Raw genomic sequence first — 23,531 nt, 5'->3', positions numbered from 1 at the left:
TTATTTTTTGTGAATTAAACGGGTAAGTTTTATAGATAAATCGGTCAAAATAATTTTTGCATTTCCGTTGCGTTCAATATGATACATTGCATCCGAAAGTTCTTTAAAAATATCATTTATATTGTTGCCATTTACAAAAGGGGCAAAATTCTCCAGTTTGAATTTCTCCACTTGTGGTTCCATGTAAACCAAGCTTGCCGTTTGATAATTCAGCAATAAAGCCTGACGGAACATATCGATACAAAAATGTAAAAATTTCTTTTGGGTTTCTCTTCCTAAACTGGCAATTTGCTCGCTCCATTGAATCAAATCCTGAATGGCTGCCGCATTTCCTTTGGCTCTAAAAGCGGCACGAACCCAATCAACAAACCATTTTTCGAAAAAAACAGATTCGCTATCCGGTTGTAATAATTGCAGTGCTTTGTTATAATTTCCTTGTGCTTGATGCGCTATTTTTAAAGCCGTTTTAGGCTCTGTATTTTCTTTAGAAACTAAGGCTTCGGTGATAACTTTTTCACTCAAACCATTAAAATGTAAGACTTGGCATCGGGAACGAATGGTTTGAATTATATCTTCTTCATTTTCTGAAATCAAGATGAAAACCGTTCTGTCTGTAGGTTCTTCCAGTAATTTCAATAATTTATTGGAAGCGGCAATATTTAATTTATCGGCCATCCAAATAATCATTACTTTGTAGCCGCCTTCGTAGGATTTTAAAGCCAAAGATTTCAAGATTTCCTGGGCATCGTCAACCCTGATTTCTCCTTGTTTATTTTTAACACCAAGGGTTTGGTACCAATCAAACAAACTTCCGTATGAATTTTGGTTTAAAAATTCTCTCCATTCCGTGATAAAATCGATGCTTTTTGGTTTCGTTTTTACATCTTCGGTACTTACAGTTGGGTAAATAAAATGCAAATCCGGATGCGAAGTTTTTTGGAATTTGATGTTGCAAGCTTCGTTTGAACCCGAGTTTTCTGAGTTTTGATTGCTGCAGATAATGTATTGTGCATAAGCAATCGCCATAGGTAAAGTACCGCTTCCCTCAGGACCAACAAACAATTGTGCATGGGGAATTCTGCCCAAATCAGCACTTTTTGTCAAATGACTTTTAATGTGTTCTTGTCCTAAAATTTCTGAAAATTGCATGAAGCAAAGATAGAAGAAAATGGTTTAGTCTAAAATTTTAGGATGCAAAGTTTCAGTAAAAGTATGTTTAAAAATGACATTGAATAAGTGCTGTTTTTTAAGATAAAAATTAACTTTTTTTGGGTAAAAAAGACTTAAAAAAGATAAAAGCACTTGTTATTTGTCAAAAATCAACAATTTTATTTTATTTACGTGTAGGTTTAATATTAATAAATAAAAATTTGGTTACGAGAATTAATGTTTTTTTTTGGAGTCTTTCATAATGCTATAAAGTCCTGTTAATCCCCCTATTACCACTTATGTAGTGAAAAATCAAACTATCCGATAAAAATCAAATTTGTTCGATATAATACGGTTTTTTTTACATTTTGTAATCCTTTATAATCAAAAAAAAACAGTATCAAAGTTGTAAATTGAATTTTATTGTATATTTTTGTTTGATAAATTAATTTGTAAATTTAAAGTATGAAAGGGAAAATTATTTTTTTCAGTGTGTGTTTATTATTAGCAACAGGCATTGTTTCTGCACAAGATAAAAATGCTCCTAAAAGTATTATTAGTACATCCGCATTAATAAAAAAATACCATGATCAGAAAGAGTTGCAAGGGATGAAAAAAGGGGAGTTATTAGAATTATATATTGAGCGTATAAAAGTTCTTGTTAAAACACTGCCCTACATTGCCTTAGCTACAAAACCGGGTGTTACTATGGCCGATTTGGGAATTCCCAATGATGCGGATAATAGAAAGATCTTGGCCGAACAGGCCGAAAGTACTACAAGTTTTCTTGACGTAACCGTTGCGTTTCAAAGGAGAATGGTGCCTTACTCAGATACCGATAATTTAGTGGCAGCAATTTTATTTTATGAAAACACATTGAAATCACTACATGAATTCAATGATATGTAATGATTAGTCAGGCTTAGTTTAATTCCCTTTTTAATGTTCATTAACAAGTAATTTTAGATTTAGAATGTTGCAGCGATAATCGAATATTAATTTTTTTTTTAAACTCGTTATCGATGTATTCTGAAGCAGTTCAGAAAACTCGTAATGAGTTTTTTTAATTTTATTAACTCAAATAGTTCCCAAGTATTAATATTTTATATCTTTTTAACCATGAAAAACTTTACTCAAATTATATGGATGCTCCTTTTAGTAGTTTGTGGGGTAAGTGCACAGCAAGAAAAAGGAATAACGGGTTCTAATAACTGGTTAAATAACTGGACAGAATTTAAACCTTACAAAGTTGATTATGGTGAAGCAAATCAAATATTGGCGGGTAATATTGCTGTAAATACAAAATTATACAAGAAAAACATTTACATGTTGCAAGGGAGTGTTTTCGTAACAAATAATGCAACTCTTACTATTGAACCCGGAACTGTGATAATAGGGGATTATGAATCTGGCGCTTCTCTTATAATTACTAAAGGTGCCATTATAATTGCCGAAGGTTTAGAGACTGATCCAATCGTTTTTACTTCTAACAGAAGCACTAGAAAAGCGGGAGATTGGGGAGGAATAATTATACTGGGAGATGCACCTACAAATAAATTTGGAAATGCTTCATCCGTGAATTTTGATCTGGATACTTCTTTAACGTCTTATGGAGGTAACAATGTAAATAGTAATTCAGGTGTTTTAAAATTTGTAAGGATAGAATTTGCCGGAAAAAAAATTAAGGGAGTAGGTAATTTTAATGCATTATTGTTAGCCGGTGTAGGGAACAAAACGATATTAGAGAACATAATGGTAAGTTATTCTGCGGGTGATTCTTTTGAAATATTTGGTGGAGAACTTAATTTAAATAAGATGGTTTCTTTAAAGTCAAGTAGTGATGATTATAAATTTAATTTTGGAACACAATGTCGAATAGATAATTCCTTAGCAATTCGATCTTCTTATTTAACAAGTAGTTTAGGTTCACGATGTATAGATGTTGCTTCTTATGATAAAAAAGAAGAAGTTGATTTTGCTAAAAAGCAAACATCAGTTATTGCAACAAATTTAACATTGATTAATAATAGCGAAAACATAAGTGCCGATATTCAATCAGGTTTAGTTAAAGAAGCTGTATATGTTTCTGAAAATGCTTCTATTGACCTTAAAAGAAGTGTAATTTCTGGTTTTAACCCCGCAGTATTATTGAATAATAAAATTGAAATTAACGGAGAAAATCTAAAAAAAATAAAATTTGAAGAGATGTATTTCAATTTTTGTAAAGGGAATATTTTTACAGAATATAATTCGGATAATGAAGATTTAGAGAATTGGTATGGCAATAGTGCATTCTCTAATGTGTATTCTCAAAGTGATAATAAGGAAACATTTATTGACCTCTTTAATGAAAAAAAGCCTGACTTTAGATTACGAATTGCTAAAATCACGGCATCAAACGATCATTAAAAGAACTATTTTTTCGGAGGATTTTCATTTCAGACGTAAAAAATACAATGTAACAGTGTTATAAATTATGTTCATGAATTGGATAAAATAAAGATTGAATGCACAATGACTACTATTGTAAATAAATATTCTTTTTATTTTTTATTTTTTATTTTTCCTTTAACTAATAGTATAAATGCTCAAATAGTTATTGGCACGCCTACTTTACCTTTTAGTCAAATTTGTGCCAATCCTTCTTTTAATACCTTTAATGTAACCTTTTCTTTTTCACCAGTTTCGGGTTTGAGTTCTACAAATCAATTTGTAGTAGAACTTTCAGATCCCAACGGAGGTTTTACCAGTCCTACGGTTGTTTTTACTTCTGGTGCGGGTACTGTTACTGTTTCTCCGGCAACTTTAACTTTTTCGGTACCTGTTACAACAGCCGGGGAAAAATATAGGCTGAGGATAAAAAGCACAAGTCCAGCGGCTACAAGTCCTAATTCTATTAGTTTTTCGGCCTATTATAAGGCTCAGGATGCTCCGTTTTCCATTAACAATTTTGTTTCGACCGCCACTTATTGCTCCGGCGGCAGTTATGTTTTAACAATAGACAATCCTGGTACAGGATCTAATGATTCCCCACTAAAATACCCTTCGTTAACCTATAATTGGTTTAAGGAACCAAGTTTAACTCCTATAGCTACAGGGCAAAGTTTAACCGTGAATCAGTCAGGAAAATATTATGTTGAAACTAATTATGGCTCCTGTACTTCAGATTCCTACTCCAACAGAGTAACCGTAAGCGAAGCTACTTCAGGAGCTGTTACCACCATAACTTCCAGTCTTGGAAATCCTTTTTGTTCGAGTACAAATTCAACAACATTAAGTACAGTAGCAGGCAATAGCTACCAATGGTATAAGGATAATGTAGCCATATCTGGAGCAACAGGTCAAACCTATATAACCAATCAAAAAGGACAGTATGCTGTGGCTGTTAATTTTGGAACCTGTGTGGCTAATGCTGCTATCAATTTACAAGAGTATCAATTCACAAGCAGTATCAATGTTCCAGATGCAAATACTATTTCGCCGGAAGAAACTCTAACAGTAATCGTAACCACATCAGCTTCGAATCCTGATTATAAATGGTATTTAAATGAAGCTATTATTGCAGATGCTGCAGGAAGTACTTATGAGGTAAAAACCAAAGGAAGTTATAAAGTAGTAATTACTCAAACTACAGGATGTGTTGTGTCAAACGAATTTCCTTTCGTAGTAAACACAGCAGTTGATTCTAATCCATTTCCAGATGTTGCAAACATACCAAATTTAATAAGCCCTAACGGAGACGGTATAAATGATACTTGGGTTATACCGCAAGAATATGTAAGCGGGACAAATACAGAGGTGTTATTAATCAGTTCTTTAGGTGAAGTAGTACTCAAAACAAATGATTATCAAAATAATTGGCCAGAAAACGGAATAGATTTCAAAAATGTAAATCCAGTTTATTATTATATCATCACGACTCAAGACCATAAAGTTAAAAAGGGATCGATAACTATAGTGGAATAGTATGAAAAACATTTTTTTAGTTATCGTCTTTTTTTTCTGTATCCAACAGATGCTTTATTCCCAAGAGGATGGAGTTGTTTCATTTACGCTCCCGGTTCGAAATTCTTTAAAGTTTAATAAATTCCTCATAAATCCTACTTTTAGTTTTGTTAGAGAACAGAGTACCATTGTCAGTTTTTATAATAAAAGACAATGGATCCAATTTGATGATGCCCCACAGACCTATTTATTCAGTTATTCCGGAAGATTTAGAGAAAATGAAGGAATTGCTGTTGGATTGTTTCAACAAAATTATGGTGTTTTAACCACTTTTGGTGCTGTTGCAAATTTTGCTCATAATGTTGTACTAGAAGAAGATAGTAATCTAACTTTTGGTATGAATGTAGGATTTTATAAAAGTGGTTTAAATAAAACTAAGGTTGTTACAAATTATCCAGATCCATCATTAGAAAACATACCTTCAAATGCCTTAATTACTGTAAATCCAGGGATAAACTACGGGACAGCATTTCTTGATTTTGGCCTATCAGTAAATAATCTGATTCTATATAATCTTAAAACGTCTAAAACAGTTGAAGACGATCCTGAAAAAAGTATTGAAGCCCACATCATGCATACAGGATATTTAGACACCTACGGTTTTTTTGATAAAAGTAAATTTTCTGCTTTAGTTAAGACGGCGTTTAAAAAGGATAAAACGGTTATCTCAGGATTAATGATGTTTGCTATTCCTAAAGGGATTTGGGCCCAAGCAGGCTATAATACTGTATATGGGATTTCCGGAGGAATAGGTTTGAATATAACTCCAAAAATTTCTCTTGAGTATAATTTTGAAAAGGGGATGGGTAGTCTATCAAATTTTGGATCTTCGCATGAAATTGTTTTTGCTTATAAATTTAAAAGTAATAATTACTATTATGGAGATGATGAGGAAGAAGGATCTATTGTTCCTGCTGCAGAAACAAGAAAATCAGTTCCTGCAAAACCAAAAGAATCCGCGATTTTATCTCCTGTTGACGCTCAAAGATTGAAGGAGCTTAAACTTGCTTTGGTCGCTGAAAAAGAAGAAATACGATTGTTTAAACTGAAAGAAATCGCAGATGCCAAAGCTAAACTAGCCGCTGATATCAAAGCCAAGTTGGATGCCGATGCTGCTGCCAAAACAAAACTAGCAACCACTGCCAAATCCGAAGCTCTTACTCAAGCTAAATTAGCTGCAGATGCAAAAGCCAAAGCGGATGCTCTTGCCCAAGCGAAATTAGTTGCGGATGCTAAACCCAAATCCGATGCTCTTGCCAAAGCGAAATTAGCTGCAGACTCTAAAGCCAAGTCCAATACTCTTGCCCAGGCGAAATTAGCCGCAGATGCAAAAGCCAAAGCGGATGCTCTTGCCCAAGCGAAATTGGCTGCGGATGCCAAAGCCAAAGCGGATGCTCTCGCTCAAGCGAAATTAGTTGCGGATGCTAAAACTAAAGCCGATGCTCTTGCCCAGGCGAAATTAGCTGCGGATGCTAAAACTAAAGCCGATTCCCTTGCTCAAGCGAAATTAGCCGCAGATGCCAAAGCCAAAGCGGATGCTCTTGCCCAAGCGAAATCAGATGCGGATGCTAAAACTAAAGCCAATGCTCTCGCCCAAGCGAAATTAGCTGCGGATGCTAAAGCCAAAGCGGATGCTCTCGCCCAAGCGAAATTGGCTGCTGATGCTAAAATTAAAGCGGATGCTCTTGCTCAGGCAAAACTTGCTGCGGACGCTAAAGCCAAAGCGGATGCTCTTGCTCAGTCAAAATTAGCTGCGGATGCTAAAACTAAAGCCGATTCCCTTGCTCAAGCGAAATTAGATGCGGACGCTAAAACTAAGGCGGATGCTCTTGCTCAAGCGAAATTAGATGCAGATGCTAAAGTTAAAGCGGATGTTCTTGCTCAAGCGAAATTAGCCGCAGATGCTAAAGTTAAAGCGGATGTTCTTGCCCAAGCGAAATTAGCTGCGGATGCTAAAACTAAGGCGGATGCTCTTGCTCAAGCGAAATTAGATGCAGATGCTAAAGTTAAAGCGGATGTTCTTGCTCAAGCGAAATTAGCCGCAGATGCTAAAGTTAAAGCGGATGTTCTTGCCCAAGCGAAATTAGCTGCGGATGCCAAAGCCAAAGCGGATTCCCTTGCCCAGGCAAAATTAGCTGCGGATGCTAAAACTAAAGCCGATTCCCTTGCCCAGGCGAAATTGGCTGCGGACGCCAAAGCCAAAGCGGATGCTCTTGCTCAGTCAAAATTAGCTGCGGATGCTAAAACTAAAGCCGATTCCCTTGCTCAAGCGAAATTAGATGCAGATGCTAAAGCCAAAGCGGATGCTCTTGCTCAAGCGAAATTGGCTGCTGAAACGAAAGCCAAAGCGGATGCTCTTGCCCAAGAGAAATTAGTTACTGATGCTAAAGTTAAAGCAGATGCTCTTACCCAAGAGAAATTAGCTGCGGATGCCAAAGCCAAAGCCGATGCTCTCTCCCAAGCGAAATTAGCCGACATGCCTAAGGATGATAATGCTAAATCGATGGATAATTTGGCCAAATTGGTAGGAGATTCTAAAAATATCCAACAACAATTATTGACAAAATTCAATGTAATGGTTGCGAATAAAGAAAGAGATCTTAAAGATTTAAAAGAAGAAAATGATTTAAGTGAAAAAGGTATTTTCAAAGAGCCTAAGGCTTTCAAAAGTGTTTCTGCAGAAAACAGTGCATTGGAATCTTTAAAATCAGAACTAGCAGGACTTAATAGAAGTCAGAGTGAAAAGATTATTGAATTAGATAATTTATACAAAGAAAGACTCAAAAAAAGATCTGATAAAAACGACGCAAGTAGTCAATACTATCTAAAAACAGTAGAAACGCTAAAAGCGGAACAATTAAAAACGGAACAGTCAAATTTGATTTTAATTTCTTCATTAGAAAAAATTAAAGCGGATACTGAGATTGAGAAAAAACGAAGAATAAAACGTGCTGCTTTTGAGAATGATCAAGGTAGGTATTTGCAGGATAAAGCGACATTAAACCGAATAAGAGAGAAGACCCCTTTTAGCACAGTTCCTTTAAAAGCGGAGGATTTTGATTATGGTGATGAGCAGTCTAATATGCAAATCTTAAAAAATATTAAAAATGTGGAGAGTGGGTATTATTTAATAGTTGCTGTGCATAATGATGTTGCTAAAAGAGATGGTTTTTTAACAAAATCGGTTGCTGCAGGCCAATCAAATATAGATTTCTTCTACGATGTTAACACAAGTAAATATTTCATTTATTATGATAAATTTGATACTATAGAAGATGCGAAAAAAGCGTTAAAATCAAAAGGAAATAAACCTTATAATAGTAAGTTGTCTATAGTTAAAATAGAAAATTAATGAATAAAATCAGTTATGAAAAAGACAGTAATGATTAATTTTTTTTAAAAATAAATCCAGTTTTGTACAATTTTAAATTAACCCTCATGCCCCTGGGGGTTGATTTAAATCAATAAAAAAACCTTCAGGCAATGTTGCTTGGAACAATAATTTTGCCCCAATGAAATTAAAAAACTACCTACTAATTGTTATAACATTTTTAGTTAATAGCATTCCTATTTTTAATTGGTTTGAAGTTTTCTTTAGATTGAAATTCACCAAAGGTAATAGCAAACTAAAGGAGACTATGTTCGTAAGTCCCATTCTTAAAACTTTTTTGGTTTTTATAACCGCATTCGTGTGTTTGACATCCAATGCCCAAAACTACAAGCCGTTTACCATTAGGTATAATAAAGAGTTAAAAGGAAATATGTTATTAATTGGGAACAATATTCTGGGTAAGAATAACAATGCTCTCAATGACAATAGTGTCAACCAGAGTACAAATATGCAATATATTGATATTGATTCTGATGCTACTACCTTCAGTTCAAGTAGTGCAAATCTAAAAATGCCCGCAACTACAACCTGTTTTAAAATTGCCTATGCGGGATTGTATTGGGGAGCCATACTTCAGGTGCCACAAAGTAGAACCGATATCAATAAAATAAAATTGAAATTGCCCGGAAATACAACCTATAAGGATATTACAGGCGAACTTATTTATGATGCAGTAGTTGCTCCCATTGCAGCAGGGAAAAATGAGCCTACAAATACCCCTTACGCTTGTTATGCTGATGTGACCACTTTAGTATCCGGTTTAGCCAATCCCCAAGGGACCTTCACGGTAGCTAATGTCACTTCGAGTTTGGGATCTAATTCATCGACAGGTTTATCGGCCGGATGGACACTTTTTGTGGTCTATGAGGATGCTAAGGCAACCACTAAATCAATCACCACATTTGATGGATTCAGCAGTATTTATGATGATAAAACCTTATCTATTCCTATTTCAGGTTTTACAACACCGCCTTCCGGAGTTATAGACATACAATATGCTTTTGCGAGTTTGGAAGGAGATAAAGGAGAGATTGGAAGTAAAACGGAAATCAATGGTAAAGCCATCGTTAATGCACCTCAAAGGGCTTCCAATAAATTTTTTAATAGTGCTATAACTGACGCAAATGGTTATTTTACGGATAGAGTTCCCAGCAGTAGCAATACTTTAGGGTATGATACGGGTATAGAAAGTGTTTTAAGTGCTGAAAAATCGGTTATTAACCATAATGCCACTTCTGCGACAATTACCGTGCAGGTAGCTAAAGGTCAGGCTGATCCCGTTTTTAGTTTTTTTAATGCTTTTGCCGTAGATGTTATTGCCCCTGATATTGCCCTCACTAAAACAGTGGAAGATGCTTCCGGGAATGATGCCAGTAACGCTAATGTTACTTTAGGGCAAAATTTGTATTATGAAATTAATTATCAAAATATTGGGAATGACCATGTGGCTAATTTTACGATAAAAGACATACTTCCGGAAAATATTATTTTTAATTATCCTGGGGATATCGATTTAACCAATTCAGGCGGGGCAACGGTACAATCATACAATCCGTTAACGAGGACAATTATTTTTTCGATTCCCAATACTTCCGTAGAAATTAATGACCCTCAATATACCATACGAATAAAAGTACAGGTGGTTCCCACTTGTAATGAATTGAGTAATGCCTGTTCGAATGAAATTAAGAATCAGGCTTTTGCAACGTATAGAGGGATCGTAAATACCAATCAAATTACGGATGATGCTAGTTTTTCTACTACCATTTGTAATTTTGGAACAGCACAGCCTACTAATTTTTTAGTAGGAATTACCAATTGTACCTTTCAGAGAACCGAAGTCTTGTGCGGGGTCAGTGTGGTACTATCCGCCTCAGATGGATATGCCAGCTATTCTTGGTCAACAAGTCCAACAGGAACACCGGTTATTGGAACCGCTCAAACCTATACGGCCACTCAAACAGGGGTTTATTATGTGCGTAATACCGCTTCGGGTACCTGTTTGTCTATTGATGAAGAGATTACCGTTGTTCCTTATGGAAATACAATTACGAACCCGGTTATCCCTTTTGCAGATTTATTGCCTATTTGTCCGAACAATGGAAAAGTCCTGCCTAATATTTTCTTGTGTGGTGCCAATGCTACCCGATTGATTAACACGGGAATTAGTGATGCGGCATCAATTGTATGGCAAAAATTAAATGAAAGCAGTTGTGCGGCAGTTACCGTTGCTAATTGTGCGAATGAAAATTCAGCATGTACCTGGAATCAGGTCGGTACAGGCCCTAACTATACCGCAAATACTGCGGGACAATTTAGGGTTACCATAAATTATGTTGGAGGCTGTTACAGTGTTTTTTATTTTAATGTATATCAAAACGTATTAAATCCAACAGTTACTTCCCAAGATATCATCTGTAATACTTTGGGTCAAATTACAGTTGGAGGAGTGCCGGGTGGATATGAATATAGTTTGAATGTTGCCGGACCATACCAAACCTCGAACGTGTTTTCTATTACTACGCCCAATTCCTATACGGTATATATTAAACAAGTTGGGGTAGTTACCAATCCATGTATTTTTACGGTACCGGATATTCTTATTCGAAAAAGAGATTTTACGGTTTCAAAATTTGTTACCCAACCGCTTTGTAACGGAGGAAAAGGAGCGATAAAATTGGCCGCCAATGATATTCGCCCGCAATATTATTTTAGTATTTATCAAGGGGCAACATTGGTTAACGGTGTAGGGCCTATAATGGCTAATGATTATGAATTTTCGGGTTTAACTCCCGGAATTTATACCGCGAGGGTTTGGACCGATGATGGTTGTGATTATTCGGAAGATATTGAAATAATAAATCCTCCGCTGCTTACAGCGACTTCGGCTCTTACCAAACCATTGACGTGTACTGACGGGGAAATTACAGTATATCCTGTCGGAGGTATCCCGCCATATACTTATTATATCAATGGCACGAGTAATTTTCAATCCACTCCACAAATTACAGTTACGAATCCACTTCCTTCAGGGGGAATATATACCATAATTGTTGAAGACAGTAAAGGCTGTAGCGCAACCACAACGATAACCGTTGCTGCAACGCCTCCACCGGTTTATACGGTTAGTCAAACCAATGTTAAATGCTATAATGATACCAGCGGTGCCATTAATTTTAATGTTACCAACGCCAACGGATATACCCTGGCCTATAGTATTAATAATGGAGCTACTTATCTAGCCAATCCGACTTTTTCAAACCTTAGTGCCGGCACATACAATGCGATTGTTAAATACGCACTGGCTGGTACCGATTGCTTCAGTACGGCTCAAACAATTGCCATAACCCAACCGAGTACTGCCCTGACTGCTTCTGCGGGGGTATCTGAACTGGCAGGTTGCGGCCCTTCCGGAGAAGGTAAAATTCGTATTACCAATCCACAAGGGGGAACAGTCCCTTATGAATATAGTTTTGACAACCAGGCGACATGGACAACAGCTAACGAAGCCTATAAAGCTTCCGGAACCTATACGGTATACATTAGAGATGCTAATGGTTGCATTTTCGCCATGCCGAATATTGTCATAGACCCCGTACCGGTTGAACCGACAATTGCAGTTGAAGATCCGGTATATAATTGTGATGGAACGGCCAAGAGTAATGTAACTGTAACAACGGTTCCAAATGCAAATTATAGTTATCAACACCTTTTGGATGGAGTGGCTAACACAAATGCTCCTTCCAATGTTTTTACTAATTTGACTACTGGAAACCACACTATTTCCGTAAAATATATTTCAACAACTAGTGCTTTATCCTGTATTCCGCAAAGTGACTTTTTTATAGTAGTGCCATCAGGAAATGCTTTTACAGCAAGTATTTCGGGAGTTAAAAATCTAAGTTGTTCTGGAACCAATAATGGTGAAATTACAATCGTAGCTCAAAATTTTGATCCCACAAAAGGCTTTCAATATTCTATTGATAATGGCGTGAATTGGGTTACCCAAATGACATCTCCTTATACGATTACAGGATTAACCAATGGAACCTATAATGTAAAAGTACGCTATGATGTTACATCGACTGGAACCTGTGTACAATCATTTACCCAAATTCTAACAGCACCAGCACCATTGGTGACTACCGCTGGTGTAACTAGTTTGGCAACTTGTACTACCGGAGCCACCATTACTGCCAGTTCAACCGGGGGAACTACAGCATACCGATATGAATTATGGGATGCAGTAGGAACGACCAATGTCAGACCGTCTCAAAATACCGGAATATTTACTAATGTTGCGCCGGGAACGTATATTGTTCGGGGCTATGATGCCAACAATTGTACCGATGACACGACGGTTTTGACTGTAGTAACTCCGCCAACAGTAACAGCGACGCTGGATTCAAGTTCAGACGTCTGCTTTGATAGTGTGAACCAAGCTTCATTAGTAGTAAATGCCTCAGGAGGGACTTCGCCTTATGTGTATAGTTTAGACGGAGCTCCGTCTCAAAACAGCAATACGTTCAATAATGTGGGGACGGGAACGCATAGTATTGTGGTAACGGATAGTTTTGGTTGTACTGCAATCATTAGCAATATTACCATTGCGCCTCAATTGACAGCGGCAATCACCAATATCAAGACATTAGATTGTACTGCCAGTCCAAATGCGGTAATCACAGGGACAATCACAGGCGGAAATGCGCCTTTTGTGGTAACGGTACTTTCCGGAACAGGTCCCGGGACAATAGCGCAACCAACAGCGACTACTTTTACTTATACCACTGCTGTTGCAAGCACCTATCAATTTCAGATACAAGATGCAAAAGGATGTAGTACTACGGTAACAGCATCGATAAATCCTCTAGTACCTGTAACGGCAACGCTGAATCCTGTAAATCCTAGCTGTAATGGAGTTTCAGATGGATCTGTACAAATAATACCATCAGGTGGAGTTGGACCTTATACGTATAGTTTTAATGGAAGCAGCTTTACAAGTACTACCTTGTATTCTGGATTAAGTGCAGGGATTGCATATGCTTACGAAGTTCGTGACAGTAAAAATTGCCCTTTTACAGGGACAGTAACTTTAACACAGCCTACTGCTTTGGTTGCTTCAGCAACAGCAACAGCGTTTAGTTGTAGTCCAACCAATACCAAACAATCAGCGACACTAACAATTGCAGTTCCTGTCACAGGAACAGCGCCGTATCAATACAGTTTTAATGGTGGCGGTTATACCGATACCAATACCTTAACCGTAAATGATAACGGAACCAATCAAACGATTCCGTATTCTGTTAGGGATGCGAACGGTTGTACAGACGGAGACTCCGTTACACTATTAAAATTAAATCCGCCTATTGCCGGTACCATTGGCACCACTGCCGTTACCTGTATTGTAACAACAAGTACGGTTACGGTTACACCAAGTGCCGGAACGGGTGTGGGAACATTAACTTATGAAATTACTTTTCCTCTAGCTTCTGCAACTTCAAATACTACAGGTGTTTTTACAGGATTATTACCGGGTACTTACATTTTCAAAGTAACCGATGCCAACGGTTGTTATTATACCCAATCCCACAATGTACTGTCAGTTACGCCAATTGCCATTTCAGGCAATGTAACCAGCGATGTATTGTGTAAAGGAGGAAGTACAGGAGCTGCTACTTATGTGGTTTCGGGATTTAGTTCTACAGGAAATTATACTATTACAGTAACAACGGTTCCTGCTGCATTACCATACACGCAAGGTCAATCAGGAGATGTTATTACCTTAACTAATTTGGTTGCGGGTACGTATACTGTACAAGTTAAAGATAATGCGACAGGTTGTGTCAAAAACGCTTCGGTAACAATCACAGAACCTACAGCTACATTAACATTTACCGCCACTGCCACAAATGTGAATTGTAACAATGATAATTCACAAATTACGGTAACTGCTTCAGGAGGAACGCTAAATTATACCTATGCGGCTGTGATTGCGGGTGCTGCCGCTCCGACAACTTATGGTAACAGTAATATAATAACTGTTGATACCAATTCAGGAGCAAACCTATCATGGGATGTGTATGTGAAAGATGCTAATGGCTGTATTGCAACTGCCACAGTAACCGTGATTAGTGATGCTTTACCAACGGTTAGTACGCCAGCTTTAGCTTCAAATCAGTGTAGTGTTTCAACAGGTTTTACTTTTACGGCAATAGGGACAGGAATTGCTCCATTAAGTTATAGTATAAATGGTGGTGTTTCTTACCAAAGCAGTCCTGTATTTACTGTAAATGTTTCCGGTAGTTATACGGTTACTGTAAAAGATGGTAATGGTTGTACTGCTCCTAGCGTAACACCAACTATAGTTTCGTCTCCGTTAACAACCAATGCTATTTTAACGAAGGATTTAACCTGTTCATCCCCGACTGATGCGACTATTGATGTGACTACTAATGGAGGAAAATTGCCATATTCATATAAAGTTAAAATAGGAACTGGCACTTATGGTGCTGCAACTGTATTTGCAGGAAACATTTTTACATATACAGCTTCTGCGGCAGATACATATCAATTTGAAATAAGAGATGCTAATGGCTGTACAAAGGAAACAAATATTACCACTACAACGGCAGTTTCACCTACAGCAGGTTATACGGCGGTTGACCCTACCTGCAATGGGAACACAGACGGATCTATAAAATTAACAGCCTTAACAGGAGAAGGTCCTTTTACATACAGTATAGATGGGGGAGCTACTTTTGTTGCTACTAATGTATTCGGAGGTCTTGTCGCGGGAAGTTATCCTTATGTTGTTAGAGATAATAAGGGTTGTGGTGCAACCGGAACAATTCCTTTAAATAATCCGCTTCTTATAGTGCCAAATATTGTGATGTATCCAATAGTTTGTAACGCTAATACCCCCGGAAGTTTTGATGTTTCGGTTACTTCTGGTGGTGTAGCACCATTTACGTATAATTTATATGATAATTCTTTTAATTTATTAGCCACTTATTCAGAAGTAGGGACTTCACCAACATCGGGTCATAATTTTGGAGGTTTAAATTTTGGAGATTATTATATTACTATCATAGACGCAAAAGGATGCCAATTTAGCAGTAGTAAACAGCGTATTACAACACCACCATTTTTAACATTAAATGCTGTCACTGTAGGAGGTAATTGTATTGTTGGAGCCACAGTTGATTTAACGGTTGTAACAGGTGGAGTAGCTCCATACAGGTATTCAATATTTGGACAGCCTTTAACAGAATCAGCGCCAACTGCTGCTACTACTTATACATTTAATGGATTGTTACATGGAACTTCTTATTTCTTTCAAGTAAAAGATGCTAATAATTGTATTTCAGTTTTAGAAGTTCCTATTCCAAGTATATCTTCTATTGGAGTTGTAATTAACAATAAATCCAATGTGACTTGTAATGGGGCAAATAATGGAATTATCAATTATACTGTAAGTGGTTTTGATGCAACTGTAACAACAATAGAATATGAATTATTAAATCCACTAACAAATTCACCAATTAGTCCGGCAATAAATGGTACAATTACTGGTGTAGCAGGTGGTCCGACATCAGGGATTATTTCTGGTTTAAAACCAGGGGATTATTTATTAAAAGTGAAAGAATCTACAGGGACTCTTTGTTCTGCTTTAATTCCGTTTAATATCAACCAACCCATACAATCGCTGAATGCAACAATTTCGAATGAAACAAATGCCAATTGTAACACGGGTACTCAAATTACCGTTTCTGCAACTGGTGGTACAGGCCCTTATCAATATGCATTCGTTCAGGATGGTGCGCCACAAGCCGGAGCATACAACAATAGTAATTTGGGAGTATTAAATCCTTTGCCATTGCCTTTAAAACTAAATTGGGATATTTGGGTTAAAGATGCCAATGGTTGTGAATTCAAAATAGATAAAACAATTACAGTAGATCCGTCTCCAACGATTGATCCAGTGGGTTTACAATGTTTTACGGGATCAGCATTGTCAATAACATTAACAGGAACTTATGTAGGTATACCAACATACAGTATAGGTGGAGCTTACCAAGCGAGCCCAACATTTACAGTCAATGCGCCTGGAGTATATAATGTAAGTATTAAAGATGCTAATGGTTGTATTGCACCGGCAACATTCGAAGTAAAAGAACAGGTAATCCTTGTTGCAAACATGACGCAAGATTTAACTTGTGCAGTTGGTGCCAGCATTACATTAACTCCAAGTGGTGGTACAGGAACTTATACAACTTATGAAGTTTCATTCAATGGTGGCGTGTATGCGCCGACAATTTCTCCTTTTATCACCAATACAGCGGGTAGTTATGTATTTAGAGTAACCGATAGTCAAGGTTGTCCGGCAATTTCTAATGAAATTATTGTTACACCAAATACGACTCCAACATTGACTTTTACTCAAGCGAATGTAAGTTGTAATGGCGGTTCGAATGGCAGTATTGTGATTACTGCGGCAGCTGGTATTGCTCCTTATCAGTACAGTATTGACAACGGAGTAACTTTCCAGCCTTCAAATGTATTTACAGGGCTGAATGCAGCAGGAACGTATAATGTTATTGTAAAAGACAGTAAAAATTGTATTTCAGCGCCAACTTCAATTACCATTACCCAGCCAAATGCTTTAAGTGCCACTTCGTTAATGACGACGTCTTTAAGTTGTGGTGCAGGAAATGCGGCACAATCGGCAACGGTTACCGTAACTGGAGCTTCTGGAACAGCACCTTACAGTTATAGTTTTAATGGAGGTGTAAATTATACGTCATCAAATACCTACCAGTCTTATACAGGAATTACTTTTGACGTTTGGGTAAAAGATGCCAACGGATGTTTATTTACCTTAGTGAATGGTGTTGATATTCCGCCTTTGAACCCACCAACAGATTTAACTTTTAATACCACTTTTCCAGTTACTTGTTTAGCTAATGGTACTGTTGAAATTACCGGAGTTACCGGTGGAGTTGCAGTGTTGCAATATGAAACAATAGCACCTTCGCCAGTGGTAGTTCCTAAACAAACGACAACTACGTTTGTCGGTCTGACACCTGGAACCTATTTATTCCAAGTAACCGATACGAACGGATGTACCTATCAGGAATCATATACGGTAGACCCAGTAAATAATATTACGGTTTCCGGTCAATTAATGAGTAATGTAACCTGTAATCCGGGATCTAATGGAGAAGTATTGTTTACAATAGGGAACTTTACAGGCACATATACTTATTCAATCAACGGAGGAGCTGTAAGTACACCACAAACAAATCCAACGATAACAGTTTCAGGATTAACAGCCGCAAGTACACAAACTATAGCAGTAACTGATGTGGTTACAGGATGTACTGCTACAACATCTATTAATGTTGCGCAATCTGCACCATTAGCTTTAGTGGCTAATCCGTTTATCAATGCCAACTGTAATTTTGGTGCACAGGTAAGCGTGACCGCTTCGGGAGGAGTTGCTCCATACCGTTATTCGTATGTAATAAGCGGAGCGCCAGCAGGAACCTATGCTACTTCAGCATCGGCTGTTTTAAATCCGGCTATAGCAACTGCCTGGGATGTGTATGTGAAAGATGGTAATGGTTGTGTGATTACAACACCATTAGTAATAACGATAGTGACTGATCCACTTCCATCAGGAATAACAGTTACAGGATTAAGTCAATGCCCGAGTGCAACAGGAACTTATACTTTTACAGTAAATGTAACTACAGGAATGGCTCCATTCGAATATAGTATTGGTGCAGGATTCCAAACGAGTCCAACTTTTACCGTGAATGCACCGGGAACCTATGATGTGACCGTAAAAGACAAAAATGGTTGTACAACAACTGTATCAGGTTTAGTTAGCATTTTACCGGCGTTGCAATTGCAGGCAGTTATTACCGCTCTGCCAAGTTGTATGGACGGGGATGGTTCGGTAACACTCTCTGCTACCGGAGGCTCCGGGACTTATGAGTACCGTTTAGATGCCGGGACTTATCAATCTTCGACAAACTTTACTGCTATTTCAGCGGGATCACATACGGTAACAGTTAGGGATATTACAACCACTTGTACGAAGTCAATCCCGGTAAATTTAGGAGCGGCAACGCCAATCACCGGTTTTGCTCTTTCAAAAACGGATGTGAGCTGTAACGGCGGAAGCAACGGTGTCATCACCGCAACAATGGCTACACCGGCTCCGGGAGTGAATGATAATCCGGTTTATAACTACAGCCTTTCGGGTACTGCAACAAGACCGGCTCAGACATCTAATATCTTTAGTGGATTAACAGCAGGAAATTATACAGTGACAGTAACCTCGGCCAGAGGTTGTGTGGCAACTCAAGCCATTACCGTAGTTGAACCGGCTATTATAACAGTTCCGGCTCCAACGGTGTCACAATTTGGTTGTAATGCAGGTTCGAATGCGACCAATTTCGCTACGATTACCGTAACGGGAGTAACCGGCGGATCGGGAGTGTATAATTATGAGTTCATAAAAGGCGGAGCGGTAGTTCAGTTTGGTGCCAGCAATGCCTATACGGAAGCCAATTTATTGGGAGGAACCTATACGGTAAACGTTTATGACAGCAAAGGTTGTATCGGTACTGCACCGGCAACGATTTCAATAGTCCCATTTATCGCTTTAGACAAAGTAACGGTAAATGTTGACAGGGCGATTACCTGTACAAATCTGGAAGACATCACGGTGTCAGTAAGCAGCATCGGAGGAACACCTGCCAGTTTACAATATACGGTAGCTGATTCTAATGCGACAACTGGAGTCATTGGGGCTAATTATAATGTTACTAACACTACAGGAGTTTTCACAGGATTAAATATTGGTAATTACCTGATTACGGTTGCAAATCCGGCAACAGCTTGTAGTGTAAAAAGTGTTCATTACGTAAACGAACCGAATACTTTCGACTTAACCATCAATAGTGTTACAGATGTGAGCTGTTTTGGAGGAACAAACGGAAGTGCCAATGTAACTTTCATCGACAGGGTAATTACGGCAACCAATCCGAATCAGGCGGGGCCATTTAGCTATACAATAGTTGATGCGCTTGGCAATCCGGTTACATCCGGTACAAGTGCTACTGCCGGACCTATCACGATTAGTACTTTGGCTGCCGGAATCTATACCATAACAGCTACTTTAACGAATAGTCCGTATTGTACCGCGAGTAAAAACTTTACCATTGCACAACCTGCAGCAGCTTTGGCGATAGCCGAAACCCATACTCAAATCACATGCGTTTCAGGAAATAATGACGGAAGTATTGCTGCAACAGCCACAGGCGGATGGTCGGGAGGCTATCAGTTTGAATTGACCGGACCGGTAACTGTAGCCTATTCTGCCCAGCGTAATTTTACCAATTTAACCGCGGGTACTTACACGGTTAACGTAAGAGACAGTAAAGGATGTGTGGCTACAACAAATGTAACTTTGGTGATTCCAACACCAATTACCGTAACAGCAAGCCCAAATACAACGATGTTGAGTTGTTTTGGAGATAAGACGGCTACGATTACGGTTAATTCACCTTCAGGTGGTCAAGGATCGAATTATAGGTACACCTTGAATACCACTTCGTTGGTTCCGGCTGCTGCCAGTGGTCCGCAAGCTTCGCCTGTATTTGGTGGTTTAGGTGCAGGAACTTACACGATTACCGTGACCGATGGCTACAGCTGTTCGGCTACTTCAACTCCTATCGTTATTGCCCAACCAACAAAAGTAAGCGCCAGTTTAGTGGTAGCGACAACGCAAACCTGTTTAACTCAAACCAGACTTACATTAAGTGCAACGGGTGGAACAGGAATTTATACTTATGGTGCAGACTCTAATTTTGCTACAAATCTGGGCACTTTCACTAATTCAATAACATTCCCGGTACCAGTTGGAACGTATCATTACTACGTTAAGGATGCTAATGGTTGTGTTGGTGTTGTTTCAAATGATATTGAGATAGCGCCATTGGAAACACTTATTTTGAATGTAGATACTACCAATGCTGTCATCAATTGTAAAGGGGATGTTTCCGGAGTAATTGTTGCCAATGCTCAGGGAGGTTTAGGGAATTATGTGTACACTTTACTGGATGGGGCAGGTCTTCCGTTAGCATTTGTACCTACACAAACTTCCCCGGGTACTTTCACACAATTGCCGGCAGGAAATTATAAAGTTCGTGTGGACAGTGGCGATTGTACTACAACCACAGGTTCTCCTATCGTTATCACAGAGCCTTTGACTTCAATTAGTGTATCGCATACTGAAATTAATGTTACTTGTTTCGGTCAAGGAAACGGACAAATAACCGTTACTGCCTCTGGAGGTACCGGTATTATTAAATATGCTATTTCTCCTAGATTGGATCAATTTTTTGATTCAGGTATTTTCATAAACCTTCAACCGGGTCTTTATGATGTTATTGCCCAAGATGAAAATGGATGTTATCAGTACATCACCGGAATTGTTATTAGTGAACCGAATCCAATAATTCCGTCGCTTATTGCAGGATCAATGCTTCCGGAAATTTGTTTTGGAGATAAAGACGGAGCATTTAGTGTTGATATTGTTGGAGGAACGATGCCGTATAGTGCCAGTTTAGATAACGTTAACGGAGTTTATACAATAGGTACTTTGACACAAACACGATTTGATTTCACAGGATTGGCAGGAGGAACCCATACGGTTTATATTCAGGATGCCAACGGTTGTGCTGTTGAATTTGTTGTTGCTATGCCGGAATCTGTTAAAATAAATCCGATAGCCGTGGTAGATTACAGTTGTGTGAACAATTCGGCCAGTAATTCAGTTACTGTAACAGTAGATGCCAGCATAACTGATCTGACCGATGTGGATTATTCACTGGATGGTACACCTTATCAGGCGGGTAATATATTTACAAATGTGGTGCCGGGCACAAACCATTTTATCGATGTCAGACATACCAATGGATGTATCCAAAGAACCGCTAATTTCGATATCTTACAGGTTGATCCGCTGGCATTAGTGCTGAGCGATGGGGGATTAAATGAGATTGTTGCGACAGCAACCGGCGGCGGCGGCGGATATCAGTATACACTTAATGGTGAATCCTATGGTACGAAGAATACTTTTATCATCTACAAATCGGGGGATTATACGGTTGAGGTTACGGATTCAAATGGTTGTGTGGCTTCAGCTACGAGATATTTTGAGTACATAGATGTATGTATTCCAAATTACTTTACACCAAACGGTGACGGAGTGATGGATGGATGGGCTCCCGGATGTACTATCAATTATAAAGACTTGACATTCGATATTTTTGACAGATACGGTCGAAAAATAGCAACGTATCGTCTTGGCCAATATTGGGATGGTAAATACAATGGTAACGAACTTCCTTCCGGAGATTACTGGTATGTTTTAAAATTGAATGATTTGAAAGATGCTCGAGAGTTTGTTGGTCATTTTACCCTTTACAGATAATAAATAAACACTAATGACCAATTTGTCCCAAATTAAAATGATTCAAATGAAAAAATTAATACTATCATTTTTTCTCTTGGCTGTAACTTCGGGTTATAGCCAAGAGTTAAATTTGCCGGTTTTCACACAATATTTAGCAGATAATCATTTCGTAATAGCACCAACGTTCGCAGGAATCGGAGATAATCTTAAAATTAGGGCTAATGGGTTGACACAATGGGTTGGTATAAAAGATGCTCCGGATAATCAATCGGTGTATGCCGATTTTAGAATTGCGGATCAATCAGGAGTTGGAGTGTCTTTTTATAATGACAGTAATGGGAATACTAGACAGACGGGTGCTAAATTTTCCTTTGCGCATCATTTAATACTGGATTATTATACCAAACAATATTTGTCCTTAGGGATTTCTTATAATATTAATAATTTTAAAATAGATATTAATAATTTTAATACGACTTACGAAATTCCTGTTTTAGATCCAAGTATTACGGACAATAGATTTGTATCAAATAACAATTTTGATGTAGGCGCATTGTATAGAAACAAATCATTTTATTTGAGTCTTAATGCCAGTAATATTTTAAATAAAAATGCAGATAAGTTCTCAGGTGTAGAGCCTGTATTACTTAGAAACTATCAGGTTTATTCGGGCTATGTTTTTAAAAGTCCTACCAATAGCAGGGTGGAGTACGAACCCTCTGTTTTCTATCAATTTTTTGCCAGTGACAAACGTTCCAGTACAGATGTTAATATAAAATACAGGCATTTTAATAAATATGAGGATTACTATTGGGCTGGAATATCCTACCGTTTTCTTAATGATCAATTTTTTAAACCGTTAAATTTGGGGCCAATGCTTGGTTTTAAGAAGTCTAATTTTTATTTTGGGTACTCCTACCAACTTACCCTTAATCAGTTAGCAGCATTTAATACAGGAACTCATGTCGTTACAATAGGACTTGATTTTCTTGCGGGCATTAGTAACTGTCCTTGTACGCAAAGTCCGGTACACGATTAATAATTCAAATGAATTAGTTAAACATTGCAATTTATCAGGTTACATTTAAATGGGGTAATATTCATTTAAATCGCAACAATCGATGTTTTTACCGCAATAATTTGAATGCTTCCAATAAGAATCTTAAATTTGATTGGTTAAGTAGTATTCATGAAAAAAAACATTTCCTTTTACGCATTGCATTTTTGCTTATGTTTAGCATTTTTGCTTTTGCCTTATGCATTTACTTCATCTGGAAGTGTTTTTAGTTTGCCGAATTTAGCAAGTAATGGTCATGACAGAATATATTTTCTTATCTATTTTATGTTGCTGGTTTTCTTCTACTTCAATTATTACTATTTAATCCCTAAAGTGGACATGCTAACTTAGCAATCACAGAAAGTTAAGAAATAATCTTAATTTTAACCTATGAAACAAGTCCGCAAAATTTATGACAAAGCTTTCAAAGAAAAAGCCGT

General features: G+C 37.8%; 7 protein-coding genes. 6 read left to right on the top strand and 1 reads right to left on the bottom strand.

Annotation, left to right across the window (positions count from 1 at the left end):
- Positions 1-1,149 (bottom strand): DNA polymerase III subunit, encoded by a 1,149-nt coding sequence (locus FNW38_RS14780; protein ID WP_143387263.1) that lies wholly within the window; start codon positions 1,147-1,149, stop codon positions 1-3.
- A gap of 465 nt (positions 1,150-1,614) precedes the next feature.
- On the opposite strand from FNW38_RS14780, the gene FNW38_RS14775 reads away from it, so the two are divergent.
- The 6 genes from FNW38_RS14775 to FNW38_RS14750 all read left to right on the top strand — a co-directional run bounded on the left by FNW38_RS14775 (position 1,615) and on the right by FNW38_RS14750 (position 23,073).
- Complete coding sequence (locus FNW38_RS14775; protein ID WP_143387262.1) at positions 1,615-2,058, top strand: hypothetical protein; 444 nt, start codon at positions 1,615-1,617, stop codon at positions 2,056-2,058.
- Between the two features lie 210 nt (positions 2,059-2,268).
- The gene (locus FNW38_RS14770; protein ID WP_143387261.1) at positions 2,269-3,558 is read left to right on the top strand and encodes a hypothetical protein; all 1,290 of its coding nucleotides are present in this window, start codon (positions 2,269-2,271) and stop codon (positions 3,556-3,558) included.
- 105 nt (positions 3,559-3,663) lie between these two features.
- A complete protein-coding gene (locus tag FNW38_RS14765) occupies positions 3,664-5,115 on the top strand; it encodes a T9SS type B sorting domain-containing protein (RefSeq protein ID WP_143387260.1) in 1,452 nt (483 codons plus the stop codon).
- Between the two features lies 1 nt (position 5,116).
- Complete coding sequence (locus FNW38_RS14760) at positions 5,117-8,506, top strand: PorP/SprF family type IX secretion system membrane protein (protein WP_144064911.1); 3,390 nt, start codon at positions 5,117-5,119, stop codon at positions 8,504-8,506.
- Between the two features lie 160 nt (positions 8,507-8,666).
- Positions 8,667-22,052 carry a T9SS type B sorting domain-containing protein gene (locus FNW38_RS14755; protein WP_144066703.1) on the top strand — a complete coding sequence of 4,462 codons (13,386 nt, stop codon included), beginning with the start codon at positions 8,667-8,669 and terminating at the stop codon, positions 22,050-22,052.
- A gap of 46 nt (positions 22,053-22,098) precedes the next feature.
- Positions 22,099-23,073, top strand: a complete 975-nt coding sequence (locus FNW38_RS14750) for a PorP/SprF family type IX secretion system membrane protein (RefSeq protein WP_144064913.1) — start codon at positions 22,099-22,101, stop codon at positions 23,071-23,073.
- Positions 23,074-23,531 lie beyond the last annotated feature (458 nt).

This window comes from Flavobacterium gawalongense (assembly GCF_007097265.1).
GTDB classification, from domain to species: domain Bacteria; phylum Bacteroidota; class Bacteroidia; order Flavobacteriales; family Flavobacteriaceae; genus Flavobacterium; species Flavobacterium gawalongense.
Note: the sequence above shows the minus strand (reverse complement) of the source record. Positions and strands in the feature narration are given on the sequence as shown.